This is a genomic window from Phytohabitans rumicis (assembly GCF_011764445.1).
Lineage (GTDB): Bacteria > Actinomycetota > Actinomycetes > Mycobacteriales > Micromonosporaceae > Phytohabitans > Phytohabitans rumicis.
On sequence record NZ_BLPG01000001.1, the window covers coordinates 988,934 to 1,010,852 of the forward strand.

At 69.7% G+C, this 21,919-nt stretch carries 17 protein-coding genes; 13 read left to right on the forward strand and 4 right to left on the reverse strand.

Going from position 1 to position 21,919, the window contains the following annotated elements:
• Nucleotides 1-52: 52 nt before the first annotated feature.
• Entirely contained in the window at nt 53-994 is a 942-nt protein-coding gene (locus Prum_RS04185) for a hypothetical protein (RefSeq protein WP_173074123.1), read from the reverse strand.
• 387 nt (nt 995-1,381) lie between these two features.
• Here Prum_RS04185 and Prum_RS04190 point away from each other — a divergent pair, with 387 nt between their 5' ends.
• Entirely contained in the window at nt 1,382-1,645 is a 264-nt protein-coding gene (locus Prum_RS04190; RefSeq protein ID WP_173074125.1) for a hypothetical protein, read from the forward strand.
• A gap of 61 nt (nt 1,646-1,706) precedes the next feature.
• On the opposite strand, the gene Prum_RS04195 is transcribed toward Prum_RS04190, so the two are convergent.
• Nucleotides 1,707-2,651, reverse strand: a complete 945-nt coding sequence (locus Prum_RS04195) for a DUF6777 domain-containing protein (protein ID WP_173074126.1) — start codon at nt 2,649-2,651, stop codon at nt 1,707-1,709.
• A 276-nt stretch (nt 2,652-2,927) separates the two neighbouring features.
• Between Prum_RS04195 and Prum_RS04200 the strand changes: the two genes are divergently transcribed.
• The 6 genes from Prum_RS04200 (at nt 2,928) to Prum_RS04225 (ending at nt 11,785) form a co-directional block, all read left to right on the forward strand.
• On the forward strand, nt 2,928-5,165 hold the full coding sequence (locus Prum_RS04200; protein ID WP_173074128.1) for an Hsp70 family protein: 2,238 nt from the start codon (nt 2,928-2,930) through the stop codon (nt 5,163-5,165).
• A gap of 244 nt (nt 5,166-5,409) precedes the next feature.
• Entirely contained in the window at nt 5,410-6,549 is a 1,140-nt protein-coding gene (locus tag Prum_RS04205; protein WP_173083379.1) for an FIST signal transduction protein, read from the forward strand.
• 4 nt (nt 6,550-6,553) lie between these two features.
• A complete protein-coding gene (locus Prum_RS04210; protein ID WP_173074130.1) occupies nt 6,554-8,077 on the forward strand; it encodes a putative bifunctional diguanylate cyclase/phosphodiesterase in 1,524 nt (507 codons plus the stop codon).
• Nucleotides 8,078-8,213: 136 nt separating this feature from the next.
• Complete coding sequence (locus tag Prum_RS04215) at nt 8,214-8,516, forward strand: NIPSNAP family protein (protein WP_173074132.1); 303 nt, start codon at nt 8,214-8,216, stop codon at nt 8,514-8,516.
• Nucleotides 8,516-9,655 (forward strand): NAD(P)/FAD-dependent oxidoreductase, encoded by a 1,140-nt coding sequence (locus tag Prum_RS04220; RefSeq protein WP_173074134.1) that lies wholly within the window; start codon nt 8,516-8,518, stop codon nt 9,653-9,655. Before Prum_RS04215 ends, Prum_RS04220 begins: the two co-directional genes overlap by 1 nt.
• Nucleotides 9,656-10,762: 1,107 nt before the next feature.
• On the forward strand, nt 10,763-11,785 hold the full coding sequence (locus Prum_RS04225) for a calcium-binding protein (RefSeq protein ID WP_173074136.1): 1,023 nt from the start codon (nt 10,763-10,765) through the stop codon (nt 11,783-11,785).
• A gap of 324 nt (nt 11,786-12,109) precedes the next feature.
• On the opposite strand, the gene Prum_RS04230 is transcribed toward Prum_RS04225, so the two are convergent.
• The gene (locus Prum_RS04230) at nt 12,110-13,057 is read right to left on the reverse strand and encodes a nucleoside hydrolase (protein ID WP_218577020.1); all 948 of its coding nucleotides are present in this window, start codon (nt 13,055-13,057) and stop codon (nt 12,110-12,112) included.
• Nucleotides 13,054-13,371 (reverse strand): hypothetical protein, encoded by a 318-nt coding sequence (locus tag Prum_RS04235; protein WP_173074138.1) that lies wholly within the window; start codon nt 13,369-13,371, stop codon nt 13,054-13,056. Before Prum_RS04235 ends, Prum_RS04230 begins: the two co-directional genes overlap by 4 nt.
• Nucleotides 13,372-13,550: 179 nt before the next feature.
• Here Prum_RS04235 and Prum_RS04240 point away from each other — a divergent pair, with 179 nt between their 5' ends.
• The 6 genes from Prum_RS04240 to Prum_RS50845 are packed head-to-tail and all read left to right on the forward strand — an operon-like array spanning nt 13,551 to nt 21,917.
• The gene (locus Prum_RS04240) at nt 13,551-14,150 is read left to right on the forward strand and encodes a TetR/AcrR family transcriptional regulator (RefSeq protein ID WP_173074140.1); all 600 of its coding nucleotides are present in this window, start codon (nt 13,551-13,553) and stop codon (nt 14,148-14,150) included.
• A 1-nt stretch (nt 14,151) separates the two neighbouring features.
• A complete protein-coding gene (locus tag Prum_RS04245) occupies nt 14,152-16,575 on the forward strand; it encodes a beta-glucosidase family protein (protein WP_218577021.1) in 2,424 nt (807 codons plus the stop codon).
• An 11-nt stretch (nt 16,576-16,586) separates the two neighbouring features.
• Nucleotides 16,587-18,134 (forward strand): ABC transporter substrate-binding protein, encoded by a 1,548-nt coding sequence (locus Prum_RS04250; protein WP_173074144.1) that lies wholly within the window; start codon nt 16,587-16,589, stop codon nt 18,132-18,134.
• A complete protein-coding gene (locus Prum_RS04255; protein ID WP_173074146.1) occupies nt 18,131-19,075 on the forward strand; it encodes an ABC transporter permease in 945 nt (314 codons plus the stop codon). The genes Prum_RS04250 and Prum_RS04255 overlap by 4 nt, the downstream gene beginning before the upstream one ends.
• Complete coding sequence (locus Prum_RS04260; RefSeq protein WP_173074148.1) at nt 19,072-19,923, forward strand: ABC transporter permease; 852 nt, start codon at nt 19,072-19,074, stop codon at nt 19,921-19,923. Before Prum_RS04255 ends, Prum_RS04260 begins: the two co-directional genes overlap by 4 nt.
• Nucleotides 19,920-21,917 (forward strand): dipeptide ABC transporter ATP-binding protein, encoded by a 1,998-nt coding sequence (locus Prum_RS50845; RefSeq protein ID WP_173074151.1) that lies wholly within the window; start codon nt 19,920-19,922, stop codon nt 21,915-21,917. Before Prum_RS04260 ends, Prum_RS50845 begins: the two co-directional genes overlap by 4 nt.
• The last annotated feature ends 2 nt before the right edge of the window (nt 21,918-21,919 follow it).

Genomic DNA, 21,919 nt, shown 5'->3' on the forward strand with positions numbered 1-21,919 from the left:
CACAGAAAGGCCGGCCGGGCAATAGCGTGAGCCGAAGTCGAATAGCGCCTGGTTAGTTGGACGACCGGGCCACCGCGCCGGTTTCGACGATCTCCACGGCGGTCTTGACCGACGCGCTGATGATCTTTATCGAAGAGGCGACAAGCGCGTCCGCGACATCCTTGACCGCCGCGGCGCCGATCGCGGCCGTATCGCCGGTGAGCCCGGCGGTCGCGGCCGGGAGGGAGGCGATCCCCCGGGTGACGGTGTCGACGGCTTGCGCGACGCTAGAGGAGACCAGATCGACGACCGCGGCCGCCTCCGGGGCGCCGAGCCGGCCGTTCCGGAGTTCCTGCGCGATCACCGAATCGAACTCGTGCCCCAGCTCGCCGCCGAACCGTTCCACCGCGTCCGCGAAGGTGTGCGCCATCTGGTCCAGTGCGGGGACGGCGCCACCGGGCCCGGCCGCCAGCACCGCGCTGTCGAACGTCTCCGCCGCCAGGTGGATCTCCCTGACGACGTGACCGCCGACCGTCTCGATGCTTCTGGTCAGATCCGCCGGACCGTTCGCGGCATCCCCGGCTGAGCCGGCCGGCTCAGCCGGCCGCGCCGGCTGGCCGGGCTCCGGCGCGGTGGGATCGCGCGGCGCATCCGCGGCGTAGTCGGGAGCGCCGGCGTCCACCACTGCCGCGGAGGCCTCCTCCAGGGAGATCACGGCGGACCGGAGAGCCTCACCGACCTGCCAATGGACGGGGTCGAGCACGTCCGATCCCTCGGCCACCACCTGCGCCGCGTCGATCCGGTCGATCGCGGCCCTCGCGTCCTGGAGCAGGTCGCGGAGGCTGTCGTAAAGATCAACAAGACCGAGGTCGTCCAGTACGGACGCCGCGTCGGCGTCGAGAACGCCGGTCGACCACTCCGCGTCCAACGAGAGGTCGGGCATCGGCTCGACCACCTCGGGCTGATCGATGTCCGCAACGGCCTCGTCCGGGTCGGGGCTCGGGATCTCGGTCATGTCAGCCCCCTTCGTCCTCGGCTCTCTCGCCAGTCTCGCGCCGTGGGGCGCCGGGTGGCACGATATCGGGATTACCCGACAAGTCCCGATTTCTACTGTTGATGGCACAAGGGCTGCACGAGGTGGCCCGGACAGAACCGGAGACAGAGAAGCGATGAGCGATCCGATCTTTGACAGCGAAGACCACTACTACGACCGCCGCGAGGACGTGGTGGTGATCGTCGACGTCGACGTGGTCGAATCCCACTGCCACCAGGAGCAGCACTACGTCCCGGAGCCGCACTGCGAGCCCGAGCCCGAGCCGTGCGTCCCGGACAGCCACGAGAAGCCGGAGTTCCCGCACCAGAAGCCCGAGTTCCCGTCGGACCCGTACGGCCACGACAAGCCGTGGTACCCGCACGACCCCGATCCCAAGGACCCGGGGGCGGCTTTGAGATCCCGAAGCACGAGGGTTGGGGCGAGCCGGGACACCCGGTCGAGGACCCGGCCGGCAAGGAGGACCCGACCGGCAAGGACGAGCCGACCAGCAAGGACGAGCCGACCAGCAAGGAGGACGGTGGCACGAACGTGGACGAGTGGGTGGAAGAGTTCCTCAACGCGGCCGAGCAGCGCTTCGCCGACGCGACGGGAGCGATCAGGAACGACGTCTGACAACTGAACAACTGACCGCTGGCAAAGGATGCGTGGCCCTAGGGCCACGCATCCGTCGTGTTCAGCTCGTCGGCTCCGGTACGGCTGGCTCGACCGGCTCGGTGGGCGGCGGAGGAATATCGGTCACGGGTCCTTCGGCCGTGGGTGTCGCTCCGCCATCGGTCGGCTCGACTTCGGGCGGTGTCTCGGCGTCCGTCTCGCCCGGCGTAGGCGTCGCCTCCTGCGGTGGCGTCGTCGGCGTTTCGGTCAGCGTGGGTGCCGGCGTTTCCGAGGGTGTGGCGGCGGGGGATGCGGTGCTCACGCCGGGCGGCAGCATCTCGGACTGGACCTGGGACGGCGTGTCCCGGTTTCCGGTCGTGCCCGTGGGGCGGTCGAACGGGACCCCGGTCTCGGGGTTCGCCAGCACGTAGATGTTGATCTCGATCACGGTCGACTGGACGACCGTGACCCTCGTCTGCTGGAAGTCGGGCCAGGGATCGCCCTTGTACGTCGGGCGTTCGTACCCCGCCGGCTTGGTCAACGGGTTGCCGCAGTAGCACTTCGTCACCGGAGTGCCGTACTGGTCGACCAGCACCGCGGTGCCCGCTTGGAGCACCGCGGGCGCGGCCGTCGCCTGCCCGGCCTCGTAGCCGTGGTTTGTCACGTACGTATCCGTGCGCAGGACCACCGACGTGAGCCCATCGACGTACCGCGGGATGTCGGCCTGGTCGATCCCCAGTACCCCGGCCCAGGCGGCGGCCTTGTCGCCGTGCTGCTGCAGGTAGCCGACCAACGCCTCGGCGTCACAACTTTCCTTCTTCTGCGTCCCGCCGTAGAGGCCCGCCGTACCGCCGGACAACTCTCCGCCCGCGTTGCGCGGCGCCGTCACGTCCGTCTCGTCGGTGCCCACCGGTGGGGTGAACTCGCTGACGCTGGCGGTCGCCACCGGCTCGAGCTGGAACTCGGCCGTGGCCGGCTCGTCCTGACCGCAGCCCACCAATAGAGCGCCCAGCACGACAGAAACCACGACCAGTGAAGTAGGGGTGGCTTTGAACTTTCGTACTTCTACGCTCGTGCGCATCACAAGCCACTTTCGGGCCGAGAACTCTCGCGTCACCGATTAGACAAACCGTATCCGATCTTTCGGGGTCGCGGAACGCGGATGGCCGAAAGGTGGATGGCGCCGGGCACTATTGAGCGAGATTCCCGGCCTTTTCTGGTACGCGCCCGGCTCGTGCGATAGGCAGTACATATGTCGCCGGCGCGGTTAGGCGTCGATTTCGGGACGTCGAACACGGTGGGGGTGCTGCGACGTGGCGACGCTTCGCCCGCCCCGCTGCTGTTCGACGCCACGCCGTTGCTGGCCTCCGGCACCTTCGCCGCTCCCGGCCCGGACCTGCTGACCGGGGCGGACGCCGTACGCGCGGCCGCCGGGCATCCGGAGGGCTACGAGCCGCATCCTAAGCGGCATATCGACGAGGCGACCATCTGGCTGGGCGAGCAGGAGATCCCCATGGTGGATCTCGTCGCGGCCGTGCTCGGCCGGGTGGATGCGGAGGCCCGCCGGGTGGCCGGTCATCCGGTCGCGGCGGTGACGCTGACCCATCCCGCGGCGTGGGGCGCGGTGCGGATGGGGGTCCTCGGCGAAGCCGCCCGGCGCGTCGGCTGGCCCACCGTCAGCTTCGTCTCGGAGCCGGTCGCGGCCGCCGCATACTTCGCAGAGGTGCTGAACAGGGAGATACGTCCCGGATGGTCCCTGGTGGTGTACGACCTCGGCGCCGGAACGTTCGACGTGAGCGTCGTACGGCGGGCGGCCGGTGGACTCGAGGTGGCCGCCGCCGACGGGCTGGCCGACGTCGGTGGGCTCGATCTCGACTGCGCGGTGATCGACCACGTCCGGTCCATGACCGCCAACGCGACCGACGCGTGGGGCCGGCTGGATTGGCCACAGACCCCGGCGGACGTACGGGCCCGCTTGGAGCTGTGGGAGGACGCCCGCGCGTGCAAGGAACAGCTGTCGCGACACGCCTCGACGACGCTGCACGTGCCCTTGGTAGACGTCGATCGGATCCTGACCCGCGATGAGCTGGAGAAGCTGGCCCGGCCGCTCCTCGAGCGCACGTTGCAGCTCACGCTGTCCACGATGCGCAGAGCGCGGGTCAGCCGCGAGGCGACCGCGGGGGTGTTCCTGGTCGGCGGCGCCAGCCGTATCCCGCTGGCCGCCACCCTGTTGCACCGGAGCCTGGGCATCGTGCCGACCGTGATCGACCAACCCGAGCTCGTCGTCGCCGAAGGCAGCCTCTGCGTCCAGCCGCGGCCGGTCCCGCCATCACCGGCAATGGCCGCCGGGCCGCCGACCGCGCCGGCCCCCGTACCGCCGACGGCACCGATGCCTGCGCCGGCGGCTCCCGCGGCCGACCCGTGGCCGTCCGCACCCCTCGGGAGCCTGGTCCCGCCCCCGCCCGCGCCGGACGGCGCGACGGTGGCTCCACGGCCCGCGGCCGAACCCCCACCCGGCCGCGCCGGCCGGGGCGGACCGCCGGCGAAGCGGCCGCACCGTCGTCGATGGTTGGTTCCGGTGCTCGCCGGCCTGGCCTTGATCCCGCTCCTCATCGCGATCCCGGCCGCCATCGCGATCTTCCGGCCGGATGCCGGGGGCATCAACGCCGTCGCGTTCGGCCCGGACGGTACGACCCTCGCGGCCGGCGGGGAGGACGGCACCGTTCAACTGTGGGATGTGGACAGTCTGCGCGGCGCCGACGGCGGCGAGGCCGGCGAGTCCATGACCGGCCACACCGAGGCGGTCATGGGCGTGGCGTTCCGCCCGGACGGAAAGATCCTCGCCAGTGCCGGGGCGGACGGGACCGTGCGGCTGTGGAACGTGCCCGACAAGAAGCAGATCGGCGAAGCTCTCACCGGCCACCGGGGCGCGGTGACCTCGGTCGCCTTCGACCCCGACGGGAGGTTCCTGGCCAGCGCGGGCGCCGACCAGACCGTACGGCTGTGGAACGTGACGACCCAGGAGCAGGTCGGCAAGCCGATGACCGGCCATCGCGGCGCGGTCAACTCGGTCGCCTTCGCGCCGGAGGGCGGGTACATGGCCAGCGCGGGCGCCGACCACACCGTACGGCTGTGGGACATGGTCAACGGGCGTCAGGTCGGCGAAGCGATGACCGGCCACAGCGACGCGGTCGAAAGCGTCGCGTACCGCGCCGACGGGGCGGTGCTCGCGAGCGCGAGTGCCGACCACACCGTACGGCTGTGGGATGTCGCCGGCCAGCGTGCGATCGGCGAACCCATCACCGGTCACACCGACGCGGTCAAGGGCGTGGCGTTCCGCCCCGACGGCCGGACCCTCGCGAGCGCCAGTGACGACCACACCGTACGGCTGTGGGACACCACCGACGGGCGACAGGTCGGTGAGTCACTCACCGGCACGAAGCCCATCGTCACTGTCGCGTTCAGCAAGGATGGGAACACCCTTGCCAGCGGCGGCGGCGATAACGAAGTGCGGCTGTGGGACACCACCGGCGGCAGCTGAGCCTCTTCGCGCCTGCACCGAGCGCCTCAACAACCTCTGGCGGAACTTCCAACCCTCGATCATGCTGCGTGTGTACGGTCTACGCCGTATCACCCGCACGGTATGTCGCCGTATGCTGGACTCGCGGATGCCTGCAGGGGTTTGTGCAGGTCGGCGCCGAGTTTCCCGAGCCAGACCGGATCGACGCGGCCGGGGTGGACACCGACCCGCACGGCCTGCGTTGGGAGTCCGCGCGAGGCAAATCATGGAGACATTCACCGTCATATGGGAACAGTCCGCCGGCTGGTCTCGCCCGCTGCCGGACTGGGATGGCCCCGGGACGCTGGTGTTGGCGTTTTGCGCGTCACCGATGCCCGAGGGGCGGACCGCTGTCCGCGACCTTGCCGCCGCGTACCCGACATCGTGTGTGATGGGGTGCTCGACCGCGGGCGAGATCATGTCGGACGCCGTCGTACGAGACAGCGTGGCTGTCGCGGTGGCGAGATTCAGCAGCACGCGCATCAGCGTTGTCAATGAGCGCGTCGAGCACGCGGAGCAGTCGTACGACGTGGGCAGGTCGCTCGGCAAGCAGCTGCTCAACCGGGAGCCAGACCTGAGCACCATCTTCGTCCTGTCCGACGGCCTTAGCGTGAACGGCAGCGGGCTCGTGTCCGGGCTGGTCGACGGCACCGCCGACAAAGTGATCATCATGGGTGGTCTTGCCGGCGACGGCGAACGCTTCGAGCGCACCTGGGTCCTTGTCGATGGGGAGCCGCGCAGCGGTTATGTCAGCGCGCTGGGTTTCGCCGGTCCGCATGTGAGGGTCGGGCACGGCTCGCGCGGCGGCTGGGGGATCTTCGGGCCGGAACGTCGCGTCACCCGATCGAAGGGCAACGTGCTCTATGAGCTGGACGGCCAACCGGCCCTGGAGCTGTACAAGAGGTACCTTGGTGATCTTGCTGGCGGGCTGCCGGCGACCGGATTGCTCTTCCCGCTGGCGGTGCGGGCGCCGGGCACTGACGAGCGCTCACTCGTGCGCACCATCCTCGCGGTGGATGAGCAGGAGCAGAGCATGACCTTCGCCGGAGACGTCCCGGAGGGCTCACTGACTCAGCTCATGTGCGCCAACATGGACCGGCTCGTCGACGGGGCACATGAGGCCGCGGTGGAGACCGCTACCGAGGCGGGCCAGCCCGTGCTCGCGGTCGCCGTGAGCTGTGTCGGTCGGCGTCTACTGCTTGGCAGGCGGACCGAGGACGAGATCGACGCCGCGCGGTCGGCCCTGCCGCCAGGGACCGACCTGGTGGGCTTCTACTCGTACGGAGAGATCTCCTCGACCACTCCGGGCATCTGCGACCTGCACAACCAGACCATGACGATCACCACCATCTGGGAATCGGCATAGTTCGATGGCTTCCGCTGCGGACTACCACCGGATCCTCGAACGCCAACTGCGCCGCCTCGGGCTGTCCCCAGACAAATCACCGGACACGTCGCAATGGTCGAAGCTCCTGGACGTGGTGAGTACGTCCTATCGGGAGTCCGACACCGACCGGTACATGCTGGAGCGCTCGATCGAGATCTCCTCCGAGGAGATGCGCGCCATGCACGAGGTGCTCAAGCGGCAGGCGTGCCGGGACGCGTTGACCGGGCTGTTGAACCGCTCGGCACTCAGCGACCTGCTCACCGGGGCGCTGGCACACCGCCGCGACGGGAAGCTCGCGGTGCTCTTCGTCGATCTGGACAACTTCAAGCTGGTCAACGACACCCTCGGGCACTCAGCCGGCGACGAGCTGCTCATGGATGCGGCTCAACGGATCTGCGGCGCGGTGGGCGAGCACCACATCGTGTCCCGCCTGGGGGGCGACGAGTTCGTCGTGATCTGTGTTGACGTCAATGACATCGATACGGTCATGGGAATCGCCCGGCGGATCGCCGCCGACCTCGAACAACCTTTTCGCGGGAACACACAAGAGATCATGGTCAGCGCCAGCATCGGCATCGCCTTCGCCGGAGCCGGCGACACCACCGACGACCTGCTACGGCGGGCCGACATGGCCATGTACGAGGCGAAGACGGGCGCCCGCAGCCAGTTTGTGATCTTCGACGATGACATGCAGCAGCGCGTCGCCGGCCGTCTGGCGACCGAGCACGCGCTGCGAAACGCGGTCAGCAACGAGGAACTGGTGCTGCACTACCAGCCCATCGTGGCGCTGACTGACCGGCGACTGCTCGGCACCGAGGCGCTGTTGCGGTGGGAGCGCCCGGGTCACGGCCTTTTGATACCAGACGCGTTTATCCCGATAGCGGAGGAGACCCGCCTGATTCAGACCATCGACGCATGGGTCATCGAGACCGCCTGCCGGCAAGCCGTCGCCTGGGACCACCTGGAGGCCACGATGGCGGTGAACCTCTCGGCCCGCGACCTGCAACAGCCCGACACAGCTGACAAGATCAGCGATGTACTACGAGACACCGGACTGGCGGCACGCCGTCTCATCATGGAGATCACCGAATCGACACTCGTGTCAGACGACGCCACCGTGGCAGCGAATCTCGCGCGGCTGCACGCCCTGGGCATACAACTGGCCATCGACGACTTCGGCACCGGCTATTCATCCTTCGCTTCCCTGCGCCAGCTTCCAGCTCAAACACTGAAGATCGACCGATCGTTCATCTCCCGACTGGGTGACGACGACGCCACCACCGCGATCGTGGGCGCGATCATCAACATGGGACACGCGCTGGGTCTGGGAATCGTCGCCGAAGGTGTCGAACGGGCCGTCCAGGCACAACTGCTGCACGCACTCGGGTGCGACGCCGCGCAGGGGCATCTCTTCGCGCACCCACAACCCGCCGCGGCGCTTGAGCGCTACCTTCCCGCCACGACCATTCGTCCGGCTGCCCGTCGCCCGCGCGCCTCCCGACGGTAGCCAAACACGTCCGACCGCTGCTCGTCTGCCTACGGCAGCATGTCCGTTTTATCGGGCTTATGCTCATTCCAACGACGCACGGAGGGTCTCCCGCGTGGGCGGGCTGACAGGTGCGTCCGCGCTAGAGGAGGTCGCCGTGGATGAGCACTTCGTCTGGATGACCACCCGCAGGATCAGGCCGGGCACGCTGGCGGACTTCGAGCGGGCTTGGCGGCCACCGAGCACGCCGTCCGGCATGCTCCGTGCCTACGCGTTCTGGTCGGAGGACGGGTTGGAGATCATTGGCGTGTCGTTCTGGGACTCCCGAGACTCGTGTGACGCCTGGCGCGCGAGCGAGGCAGAAGCGCGGCGGCGTGAGGCGATGGCGCCGTACGTCATCGAGGAGCGGGAATCTCTATACCGCGGCCGCGAACTCGGCATCCCGTTGGGCTCGGGGTGATGCGGCAGGTACTGATCCTGGGCGCCGGCTTCGGCGGGCTGGAGCTGGCCACACGGCTGTCCGAGTCACTGCGCGACGAGGTAAGAGTCACCATCGTCGATCAGAACGACTCGTTCGTCTTCGGCTTCTCCAAGTTGGCGATCGCGTTCGGCCGTCAAACCCGCGAACAGGTGCGTTGCCCGTACCGCGACATCACCCGGCCCGGGATCGAATTCCGGCAGGAACGCGTCACGTCGATCGACCCCCAAACGCGTCACGTCGTCACAAACGCCGGCACCTACGAGCCCGACATCCTCATCGTCGCTCTCGGCGCCGACTACGACCCTGCCGCCACACCCGGCTTCGTAGCCGACGGCCACGAGTACTACTCCGTCGCCGCCGCCGAACGCCTGAGCGAGGTCCTGGCCTCGTTCCACGGCGGCAGGGTCCTCATCGCCATCCTCGGCGTCCCATTCAAGTGCCCGCCAGCGCCCTACGAGGGCGCCCTGCTGCTCCACGACTACCTGCTCACCCGCGGCGTCAGAGACGCCACGACCATCCACGTGATCAGCCCGATGCCCTCACCCATCCCGGTATCCAAGGAAACCTCCGAAGCGATCGTCCAAGCGCTCGACGAGCGAGGCATCGACTACACGCCCAGCCACCGGGTCACCGAACTGGACCCGACCGCACACGTGGCCCGGCTCAAGACCGGGGACCTCCCCTACGACCTGTTCATCGGCATCCCTATCCACCGCGCACCCGCCGTCGTCGAGCAGTCAGGACTGACCGAAGGCGGAACCGACGGCTGGGTGGCCGTCGACCCGCACAACCTCACCACCCGCTTTCCTGATGTGTACGCACTCGGAGACTGTGCCGACGCCCCCGTACCCCGGGCGGGCGTGTTCGCCGAGACCGCAGCCCGCGCCGTCGCCGACGACATCACCGCGAAAATCCGCGGCACAGGACCGATAGCTCCCTACGACGGCAAAGGATCCTGCTACATCGAATTCGGCCAAGGCATCGTCGGCAAAGTCGACGCCGACTTCCTCTCCGGCCCTGCACCCACAGCGCCGTTCCTCGGACCGTCACGGGAACTGGCCGCCGAGAAGGAACAGTTCACCCGCATCCGCCGCCGGCGCTGGTTCGGCACCCAATAGCCCACAGAACCATTACACCCGCTTTTGGCACGCACAGACACGTCTCCGACAGGCGTCGAGCGTCCGAAGCGATAGCGTGTCCGCGCGACCGCCGTGCGGGAAGCGGACCTTCGCGTCACACCACGCTTGGCCAATCTGCCGGCCCACCGGCTACTACGGATCGAACCCGTCCTCCTGATCACCGAGCTGCCGGACCAGCAGCTCACCGCCGCGGACCCCGGCTTCTGACACCATCCGCCACCACACACAGCCGAGGCACGTCCGAGGGCTGGCCGGGCGACAGATGTTGTCCCGTTGCGGCTCGGGGGCCGTAGAGCGGGTCCGCTACCGTAGCCGGCGGCCAACTGCCCGAGGCAGAGGAGCGAGGCGATGATGCCTTCGATCACCCGCTCCGTGATCAGCGCCCAGCGCGGCGGGTGGTCGAGGATCAACTCCAGCAGCGAGGGCGGGTCGAGCAGCCAAGCCGGGGGATGCCCGGCCCTGAACACGAGCCCGTATCCGAGGGCGATCAAGCCGTATCCCAGCCACACCGCCAGCATGCGTGGGCCACCGATATCGCCGGCGATCTGGAGGTGCACCAACTGCATGAAGCCGATGGTCAACGCGGCGAAAACCAGAGCGCCGATGATCCCCAGCCACCACGACGCGGTCTGACTCAAACCTAGGCTGACCAGCCCGCGCCGCCAGGTGGGAAACGACACCGCAAGGAAAACGAGCGCCGACAGGCCCGCGATGAAGCCGAGACAGCCAAGTCCATCACCGTCGTCCACAATGTCCTCCCGAAGGCCCTGCTCCTATCATGGCGGCCACCGTCAACAGACCACGTCGCGCGCCGGATGTGGCGCCGGGCGGCCGGGCGTTGGCGGCGACGTAGCGGCGGCCGCGTCCACGCCGGCCGGACGTAGCCCACCATCCGTGGATGCTCGCGGCCCCGGTTCGCCGGCCGACCAGGTATTCGATCCCGTCTACGGCGGTCCTCCGTGGCTGCTATGCCCAGGTACGACGTTTCAGGCCCGGCACCGACCGATTAGCCGTAGCGGCGCGGCGGTGTTCTTTCTACGATCGGGCAACCACGCACTCGCGCGGGCTGGTACCAACGGGGGAACCATGGATATTCGACAGTGGACAGTGCGCGTCGCGGTTGTCGCCACGGCGGCCGTCAGCGCCGGGGCGATCGGGGCACCGGCGCAGGCGGCGACCACGGGGGTCGCGACGGTGGTGAGCTCCACGGTCGTGGAGTTCAAGGCGGGGGCGTCCAAGACAAATTCGGTGACGGTGACCCGTTCCGGGCGGGTCATCACCATTGACGACAAGGTGCGGGTCAACCCCGGCAAGGGTTGCAAGCGCGTCGGCACCGACATCACCAAGGTGCGCTGCACGACTTCCGCCAACCCGACTCGGATACGCGCCTGGCTGCGCGCGTACAACGACTATTTGACCAACAAGACCGACGTCGCCATGTCCATCTACGGTGAGGCGGGCAACGACCGGCTGATCGGCGGGCCTCGCAACGACTCCATCGTTGGCGGCTCCGGCAACGACACGATCACCGCTCACGGCGGTAACGATGACATCGACGGCAACGACGGCAATGACGGGCTTGACGGCGGCCTCGGCAACGACCTGCTCGACGACGGGACGGGCAGCGACACGGTCCTCGGCCGGGACGGCGAGGACCAAATCATCAACGGTGTCGGCAACGACCGGATCTGGGCCGGCGGTGGCGCCGACACCATCTGGCAGAGCATCGAGGGGATGGGCGCGGACGCTGACTACATCTCCGGCGGCGCCGGCACCGACGCGCTGTATTACGTCCGTGGTAAGGCGGTCTACCTCGACGCGGACGGCGCGACCGGCGACGACGGGGCGTCAGGCGAGCGCGACTCGATCGCCGCCGACGTCGAGATCCTGACCGGCGGAGACGGCAACGACCGGATCTCCGGCGGCGCCGGCAACGACGTACTGACCGGCGGCGCCGGCAACGACACGCTCACCGGCGGCGCCGGTGACGACGCGTTGATCGGCGAGGGCGGTGCTGACCGATTCGACGGCGGGCCCCACGCCACCGCCAACGGCGACTACTGCGACGTCGGCGCCAACGACACGGCCACCGGCTGCGAAAGACGGTGACGGGCTCGGTCGGGGCAGCCCTGGCGGCGCCAGCCGGCCTACGCCACCCTTCCCCACACTGCGGGCCTGCGCATCGGCGCTGTCCATCCCCGGCGAACGGTCGACGACTGCGCGGTACTCACTGCGATCGCCCGGCCATCCGTGCAGCAACACCGCCGCTACCCCAGTCCCTCTGCGGTCGTAGCGCAGGCGGAACCCGTCGATGGCGCTCGTCCAACCCATGCCGCCACGGTAGGCGTCGGGGCGCCACGTCAGGGTGACGGCGCTGGCCTGGGCAGATGCTATGCGGCGGGCTCGGTGGCGTGCCGATTGTCGCTGGATCGCCTACTTCCGGAGCAGTGCCAGCTTCGCGTAGAAGTCTTGGAGCATGAGGCGTACGTCGAGGTGGGTGTAGACGCGGATCAGGCGCCCGTCCGGGCGCTCTTCGTAGCCGCCGTCGTCGGTGATCCGCGGCGCGGGACGCAGCACGTGCCGGCTCGACGAGGTGTCGGGGTCGAAGTTGGACTGAAGGGTCGAGAGGAGCACGAGCGGGCTGTCGCCCATGATGTACGTCTCGCCGAGGTTGCGCCCCGTCCTGGCCATGTACTCGCCGACCGCGCACAGCCTGTCGTACAGGTGCTCACCGATCCGGCCCGCCGGCCGTACGTACGCCTCTATCTCCGCCATGCCCGCGATGGTCTGCCGGTACGCGTCGCGCGGCACCTGCCACAGCGGTATCGGCGAGTCGAAGACGACCTGGGCGGCGGCGAGGTCGATGCTCAGGTTGTACTCGGTGGCGGGCGGGCCCGGTGGCGGCGAGGCGAGATCGGGGTACTCGGGGCCACCGATCCAGATCGCGGTCAGCCGCTCGGCGATGCGCGGCTCCATCAGGTAGGCGCTGGCCAGCTCGGTGAGCCCGGCGCCGAACGTCGCGTACAGCGGCAGGTCGGTGTCGGTGCGCATCGCCTCGGCGACGATCGCCTCCGCGCCCGCGGACGGCCGGGGCGTGCCGGTGTCGGCGTGGGCCACATTGGACCCCGCGTACGCCGGCACCTCCCGTTCCATGATGGACAGCACCTCGACGGCCCGCTCGTATGACTCGTCCGCCGACCGCCGCGCCGCATTCGACGGGTCGGCGGGCAGGTGTGAGCCGATGACACCGCGCAGTTCGGCGGCGGGCGACAGCAGTTGGTGAACCAGTTGGGCGAGCCCGTCCGGGTCGCCGCAGTAGTCGTTGTCGGTGATGACGCGGCAGCGTGGGCCGGCGTAGGGCTTGAATCGCACCGCAGTCACGCGCCGGCGACGATCCGGTTGACGCAGCTCCCGAGCCCGTCCACGGCCGTGACGAGGCTCTGGCCCGCGCGCAGGTACCGCGGCGGCTTACGTGCGTGCCCGGTGTTGTCACGCTGCACGGTCCCGGCCGCGGCTCCCCCGGCCCGACGCACCTGCGTGCCGACGATGGCGGCGAGCTCGCACTCCCAGTCGAACGCGGCGGTCTCGGGCGGCAGCTCCCCGACGTCGGCGGCGCCGAGATCGACCAGCCGGTCGTCCTCGACCCGTACCGCTCGGGTGGCGCCATCGGCGGTGCGGATGGTGGCCAGTTTCATCGGTGCGGTCCTTCCGCGCGGCAGGCGAACAGCATGCTCCTGACACGCCGCCGCGAACACAGAGTTCTGCTCTGAAGAACAGCCGCCCTTTGTGTCGATCACGTTTCAGGAATCTTGCCGAGAGGTCTCGACAACCTACCGAGTGCTCGGTAAGTTACCGCAACCAAGGAGGGCCGCCAATGACCGAAACCCCTGGCCGTCGCCGTCTCAAGCCCAGCGCACGCCGCCGCCAGATCCTCGATGTCGCCACCCGCGAGATCGCCGCATCCGGCTTCCGCGGCGCCTCGCTGGCCGAGATCGCGGAGAGCGTCGGCGTCTCCCAGCCGGGCCTGCTGCATCACTACCCGAGCAAGGCCGCTCTGCTGCTGGCGGTGCTGGAGCAGAAGAGCGCGGAGGACACCAAGCTCGTCGACGAGGTGTTCGCCGACGCCGAGGGCACCGTGGGCCAGGCGATGACGGCCCTCGTGGAGATGAACCAGCGCGACCCCGAACGGCTCCGGCTCTACACCGTCACCGCGGCGGAGAGCATCGACGCCGGTCACCCGGCGCACGACTTCTACCTCCAGCGGTACCGGACCATACGAGCACGGCTGGCGGGGCGTCTCACCAAGGACTGCGATCGCGGCAGGCTGCCCGAAAGCCTCGACGTCGACGAGGTCGCCGCCGAGATCCTCGCCCTCCTCGACGGGCTCCAGTTCCAGTGGCTGCTCGACCCCTCGGTCGACATGACCAGGCCCGTCAAGGCGTACTTCGCACGACTCTATGGAAAGGCCAAGTAACGTGCACACCCTGAGCCTCGCCCAGAAGGTAGGGCTGCTCACCGGCGCGACGTTCTGGACCACACCGGCCTGCGTCCCGATCGGGCTGCGGTCGATGGCGCTCGCCGACGGTCCCGCCGGCGTGCGCGGGGTCCGGTGGGACGCCGCGGACCCCTCCGTGTGCTTCCCCTCGCCCACCGCGCTGGGCGCGAGCTGGGACGTCGAGATGGCCCGCGCGTACGGCCGGGCACTGGGCGCCGAGGCGCGGCGCAAAGGCGTGCACGTGGTGCTGGCACCGACCCTCAACGTCATCCGTACGCCGTTCGGCGGCCGGGCGTTCGAGTGCTACTCCGAGGATCCGACGCTGATCGGCGCGATCGGCGCCGCCGTGGTCGCCGGCATGCAGGAGCTGGGAGTGGCGGCCACCGTCAAGCACTACGTGGCCAACGACTCCGAGACCGACCGGTACACAGTGGACGTCCGGATGGACGAGCGCACGCTGCGCGAGGTTTACCTCGCTCCCTTCGAGACGGTCGTCCGCGAGGCCCGTCCATGGGCGGTGATGGCCGCCTACAACGCCGTCGACGGCATCACGCTGACCGAGCACCCCCTGCTGGACGCCCCGCTGCGTACCGAATGGGGCTTCGACGGGCTCATCATGAGCGACTGGCGCGCCACCCGGTCCACAGTCGAGTCCGCCCGCGCCGGGCTCGACCTGGCCATGCCGGGACCGATCAGCCCGTGGGGTGCGGCGCTCGTCGCGGCCGTCGAGCGGGGCGAGGTGGACGAGGCCACCATCGACCGGAAGGTCGCCCACTTGCTGGAGCTGGCCGAGCGGGTCGGCGCCCTCGGTACCGCTGCCGACAAGCCACTCGCGGACCTGGCGCCGGCCGGCTACGCCGCGGACGTCGCGGCCTACGCCGCCGTGAGCGGCACCGTCCTGCTCGCCAACGACGGCGCTCTGCCGCTGGCCGCTCCCGCGCTGCGCCGCGTCCTCATCGTGGGCGAGGCGGCCGCGGCGCCGCGCTTCCAGGGCGGTGGCAGCGCCGAGGTCATGCCGGCCGGCGTCGTGTCGCCTGTGGACGCGATCCGCGCCGCTCTTCCGGAGGTGTGCGAGGTGGTCTACGTTCCCGGCACGCACGGGGACACCGACCTCGAACCGCTGCCGCTGGACCTGGCCGGCGGGGCCGACGGCATCGAGCTCACCTGGCTCGACCAGGCGGGCGCGGAGGTGCACCGCGAGCGCCGCTCGTCGACGAAGCTGGTGTACCTCGGCCCGGACGTGCCGGCCGGTGCCACGTCGTGCCGCATCGAGTGGGACTTCACCGCCGACGAGCCGGGGGCGTGGCAGCTCGGCTTCATCGGCTGCGGCTATTTCGAGCTGTCCGTCGACGGCGCGCAGGTGCTGGCGGAGCAGGCGTCCGCCGCGCACGAAGGGCCTGGCGCGGAGCTGTTCAACGGCCCGAGCCGGGCCGTCACGCGCGAGGTCCGGGACGGCGAGCCGGTACGCATGCGCCTGGACCACACGTTCGGACAGTTGGGCGTGTCGGTGACCCTCGGCGCACGCCGGCCCCGGATGGACGCCGGCGAGGAGCGCGACCTGCTGCGGCGCGAAGCGGCGGCGTGCGACGTGGCCATCGTCGTCGTGTCGACCGACCGGGCCAGCGAGTCCGAGGGCGTCGACCGCGGCACCCTCGCGCTCCCCGGCGACCAGGACGACGTGGTGTCCCTTGTGGCCGGTCACGCGCCGTCCACTGTGGCCGTCGTCTGCTCGGGCGCGCCGGTGGCGCTGCCCTGGCGGGACGAGGTCTCCGCGATCCTGGTCGCCTGGTTCGGCGGTCAGGCGGTCGGCCCGGCTCTCGCCGACGTCATCGTCGGCCACCGCGAGCCCCGGGGCCGGCTGCCGATGTCGTGGCCCGCCGACGACGGCGTCCCCGTGCACCAGGTCGCCCCCACCGATGGCCGCCTCGACTACGCCGAAGGACTGCACGTCGGCTACCGGGCATGGCTGAAGGAGGGCCGGGAACCGGCCTGGGCCTTCGGTCACGGGCTCGGCTACACCACGTGGGAGCTGAGCGACGTCGAGGTCGACGCCAACGGCCACGCCGGCGATGCCGGCGCCAACGTCTTCGTCACGGCCCGCAACACCGGGGACCGCCCCGGTCGCACCGTCATCCAGGTCTACCTGGCCCGTCCCGACTCCGCACACGACCGACCCGTGCGGTGGCTGGCCGGATTCGCCGCGGTCGACCAGGACGCCGGCGCGACCGCCACCCACCACATCCGGCTACCAACTCGCGCGTTCCAGCACTGGTCGGAGACGACACGGAGCTGGCAGTTGGAGCCCGGCCAGTTCGAGGTCCAGGTCGGTACCTCCGCGACTGCCATCCACCACCGGCGGATCGTCGCCGTCCACGAGAAAACCAACACACTCCAGCCCGACTAGGAGTCTCCCCCATGAGAAGAAAGCTCACCGGCGCCGTCGCCCTCTCCGTCGCCCTGCTCGCCCCCACCGCCTGCACGTCGGCGGTCGACCAGGCCAACCAGGCGTCGACGGCCACCAACGCGGCCTCCTGCCAGCCCGGCGGCACGCTCACCGGCGCCCTGGCCAGCCCCGCCGACCCCAGCGCGGTCCTCAGCGGCCGCCCGGGCAACATCTTCTGGGTACGCAACATCGTCGAGCCGCTCTGGTATGTCACCAAGGACTCGCCGGAGCCCAAGCCGCTGCTCGCCAAGTCCTGGAAGTACGAGAACGACAACAAGACGCTCGTGCTGACCCTCCAGGACGGCGTGAAGTTCCACAGTGGTCGGGCGTTCACCGCCGACGACGTGGTCTACACCTTCAGCCAGGTCACCAAGGCGGGCAGTCCCTCGAACTTCGGCCCGATCGTCTCCACCTGGCAGATCGCGGCCACCGCCCCGAACACGGTCACCATCACCGCGCCGACAGCGCTGGACCAGTCGGCGCCGAGCATCCTCGACGTCACGCCGATCGTCGACAAGGACACCTACGCCGACATCGCCTCCGGCAAGCAGATCGTCGGTACCGGACCGTTCACTCTGGACACGTACACGCCGGGCGCGGCGATGACGCTGAAGAAGAACCCGAACTACTGGCAGGCCGGACTCCCCAAGCTCGACAAGATCGACATCCCGGTCATCGCCGACTCGACCGCGCAGATCGCCGCGTTGCAGTCCGGGCGCGTGCAGCTCGCATCCGGCCTCACCGTGCGGGACGCGACGACCACCGCCGACGGCACGAAGTTCACGCTGGAGAAGAGCGGTGGCATCTTCTACCTGCTCGGCATGGACGTCACCAAGGCGCCGCTGAACAACAAGCAGGTGCGGCAGGCCATCGCGTACGCCATCGACCGTGAGCGGATCAACGAGCAGGTCTTCGTGAGCCTCGGCACCACCAGCAACCTGATGTGGCCGGAGTCCAGCCCCGGCTACCCGACGAACCTCGCGAACAAGTACACGTACGACCCGGAGAAGGCCAAGCAGCTCATCGCCAGCGCCGGCGCCACCGGGGCCACGGTGGACCTCACCTACGCGCAACAGCCGATCCTCGCCTCGATGTACAGCATCATCGCCAACAACCTCGAGGCGATCGGACTCAAGCCCAAGGGCGAGGCGCTGTCCATCGGCGACTACCAGCAGCGGGTCGCCACCGCCAGCTTCACGATGTCGTACCTGAACAACGCGGCGAGCGGCGGCCAGTCGGCGCCGGTCCTGCTCGCCACGCTGCCGCAGATCCGCCTGAAGAACAACTCGTTGGGGTACGACGACCCGCAGTTCGCCGCGCTGTCCGACGCGGTCACCACGGCGACGAGCGCGACCAGCGCCGACGCGCTGCGCAAGCTCACCGAGTACATGCTCGACGAGGCGAACGTCCAGCTGATCGTGGCCGCTCCCACGACCGCCGTACAGGCCAAGAACGTCACCGGCGTGGAGCGCACCCTGACCGGCAGCCTCTTCCGGAACGCCTGTCTCACCACGCCATGATTCGCTTCCTGGTCCGGCGCCTGCCGGTCATCGCGCTCGTGCTCGTCGCCGCGAGCATGATCGCCTTCCTCCTGCCACGGCTGATGCCGGGCGACCCGGCCGCGGCCGTGGCAGGACCGGAGGCGACACCGGAGCAGATCGCCCAGGTCCGCCACGACCTGGGGCTGGACCGGCCGGTCGTCGAGCAGTACGTGTTGTGGATCAAGGGACTGTTCACCGGCGACCTGGGCCAGTCCCTGCAGTACCGCAGGCCAGTCGCCGAGCTCATCGGTACCCGGCTCGAAAGCACCGTCGAGCTGGCGATCGCGGCCCTGATCTTCATGGTGATCATCGGGGTGGGGATCGGGCTGATCGCCGGCAGCACCCGCGCGGCCTGGCTCCGCTCGGCCATCGACAGCGTCAACACCCTGCTGCTGGCGATGCCCGGCTTCCTGGTCGGCCTGCTGATGGTCCTGCTGTTCGGCATCTTCTTCCGGATCCTGCCGACCAGCGGCGAGGTGGCGCTGTCCGAGAACCCCGAGATCGGCGTGCAGTACCTGATCCTGCCCGCCCTGGCGCTTGCGCTCGCCCCCGCCTCCGGTATCGCCCGCCTCGTGCAGACCTCGATGCGGGCGGTACGCCAGCAGGACTTCGTGGACCTGGCCATCGCCAAGGGCGTGCCGTCGCGGCGGATCGCCACCCGCCACGTCCTGCGCAACAGCCTCGGGCCCGCGCTGGTCGCCATCGGCATCCGGTTCGGCGACCTGCTCGCCGGGGCCGTGGTGATCGAAGCGATCTTCGCGCGCAACGGCCTGGGCCAACTCGCCGTCGCGTCGGCGCAGACCGCCGACTACCCGGTCGTGCAGGTGCTGATCGTCGGCGCCGTGCTGATCGCCGTCGCCGCCCAACTGCTCACCGAGATCGGGCTGGCGCGTCTCGACCCTCGAGTGAGGTTGGAATGACTTCCACTCCTACCACCAAGCGGCGTAACCAAACCCTCCTCCGGTACGCCCGCGCCTTTCGCAGCCCACGCGGCATCATCGGCGCCGGCACGCTGCTCGCCCTCGTCGTGGTCGCGCTGGCCGCGCCGCTGATCGGCCCCGGCGGGTACGACCAGCAGACGTCGCAGACCCTGGCCGGGGCGGGCGGCCAGCACCTGTTCGGCACCGACGAGCTGGGGCGCGACATCCTCGTCCGGACCGTGTACGGGCTGCGGACCGACCTGAGCCTCATCCTCACCGCCGTACCGGTCAGCCTCGTCATCGGTACCCTCATGGGCCTGTCCGGTGCGGTCTCGAAGGCGCTCGGCGCCGCCACGCAGCGGCTCCTCGACATCATCCTCGGCTTCCCCGGCCTGGTCCTCGGCGTGATCATCGTGATGATCATCGGCCAGGGCTGGTGGGCGCTGTTCTTCGCGCTCGTCCTCGCCGGGCTGCCCGGCTTCGGCCGGATGGCCCGGGCAGGTCTGCTGTCCGAACAGGACAGGGACTACGTCCTCGCCGCCCGTGTGCTCGGTGTCTCCACCGGCCGGCGGATCCGGCGGCACATCCTGCCGAACATCGTCGACCCGCTGCTCGTACAGACGGCGATCTTCATGGTGGTCGCCATCTTCATCGAGGCGGGCCTGAGCATCGTCGGGCTCGGCATCGAGCCACCCGCGCCGTCGCTGGGCGCGATGCTCAACGTCGGCGCCCGGTACGCCACCACGCACCCCAGCTACGTGCTCGGGCCGGGCATAGTGCTGCTGCTCCTGGCGCTGTCCTTCACGCTCCTGTCGGACGCTCTCAACGAGGCGGCGATCAAGCGATGACGTCCGAGGCACCCCTGCTGCGCGTCGCCGGGCTGCGCACCGAGTTCCACACCGCCGAAGGCGTCGTCCGCGCCGTCGACGACGTCTCGTTCGACATCGCGCCCGGCGAGATCCTCGGGATCGTCGGCGAGTCCGGATCGGGCAAGTCGGTGACGGCCCGCTCCATCCTTGGCATGGTCCACGAGCCCGGTCGCGTCGCCGCGGGGCAGATCAGCTACCGGGGACGCGACCTGCGGAGCCTGTCTCCCAAGGCGATGCGCGCGATCCGGGGCCGCGAGATCGGGCTGGTCTTCCAGGATCCACAGTCGGCACTCAACCCCGTCATGACGGTGCGCGACCAGATCAGCGAGGCGCTGACCGTACACGGGATGGGCCGTGCGGCGGCGCGCGACCGCGCCCTCGAACTGCTGGAACAGGTCGGCATTCCCGACGCTCGGCGGCGGGCCGACGACTACCCGCACCAGTTCTCCGGCGGCATGCGCCAGCGGGTCGTCATCGCGATCGCCCTGGCCAACAACCCTTCGCTGCTGATCGCCGACGAGCCGACGACGGCGCTCGACGTGACGATCCAGGCACAGGTTCTGCGCCTGCTCGGGCGCCTGCGCCGCGAGCTCGGCGTCGCCGTACTCATGATCACGCACGACATGGGTGTGGTGGCCGAGACCTGCGACCGCCTCGTCGTCATGTACGGCGGCCGGGTGCTCGAACGCGGCACGGTGGAGGATGTCTTCCAGGCGCCGAAGTCGCCGTACACGCACGACCTGCTCGCCGCCATGCCGCGCCTCGACGACGACACGGACGGCACCGGTGCCACGCGGCGACTGCCGTCGATCCCCGGCGCTCCCCCGGATCCGGCCCGCCTGCCGCCCGGCTGCCCCTTCGAGCCCCGGTGCCGGCTCACCGTCGACGCGTGCAGCGAGAAGATGCCTTCCCCGACAGTGTTCACCGTGGACCACGTGGCCGCGTGCCATGTCACGGCGGGCGGCGCGCCAATACCCGCTCTGGTCCCCCAGCCCGCGCACGAGCGCCGCCAGACGGACGGCGACCGCCGCCCGATCCTGGAGGTCACTGACCTGCGGATCAACGTCGCGAACGGCCGCCGAGGGTTGTGGGGCAGGCAGGATCCGGTCTACGCCGTCGACGGCGTGTCGCTGGAGGTCCATCCTGGAGAAACGCTGGGCCTGGTCGGCGAGTCAGGGTGCGGCAAGTCGACGCTCGCGCGGGCGATCGTCGGCATCAACGAGCCCGCGTCCGGCGCCATCGCCGTGCGCACCGGCGGTGCCGTGCAGTACGTCTTCCAGGATCCGAGCGCCTCGCTCAACCCGCGACGGACGATCCGCGAGTCGATCGACGAGGGCCTCGAAGCCATCGGTGTGCCGGCGGCGCAGCGGTACGACGAGTCGGTGCGGCTGCTGGAACGGGTCGGCCTCAACGCCCGGCACCTCGAACGGCTGCCGTACGCGTTCTCCGGCGGCCAGCGCCAGCGGGTCGGCATCGCCAGGGCTCTCGCGGCCAGGCCCGAGCTGCTCGTGCTCGACGAGCCGGTCTCCGCGCTCGACGTCTCGATCCAGGCGCAGATCATCAACCTGCTGGAGTCGCTGCGCGACGAGCTGGACCTCGGGTACCTGTTCATCGCGCACGACCTGTCGGTGGTGCGGCACCTCAGCGACCGCATCGCCGTGATGTACCTGGGCGGCATCGTCGAGACCGGCGAGGTCGCCACCGTGTACGGCAACCCGCAGCACCCGTACACGGCCGCCCTGCTCGCCTCGTCGCCGCAGCCGGACCCGGCGGCCAAACACCGCGAGCGCATCGTCTTGACCGGCGACCTGCCCAGCCCGAAGAACCCGCCGAGCGGCTGCCGGTTCCGCACCCGCTGCCCGATCGGCCCGATCGTCCACAGTGACCGGACGATCTGCGTCGAGCGGCGGCCGGCGCTCCAGCCCGCTCCGAACGGCGCCCACGTCGCCTGTCACTTCCCAGGGGAGGTTTGACG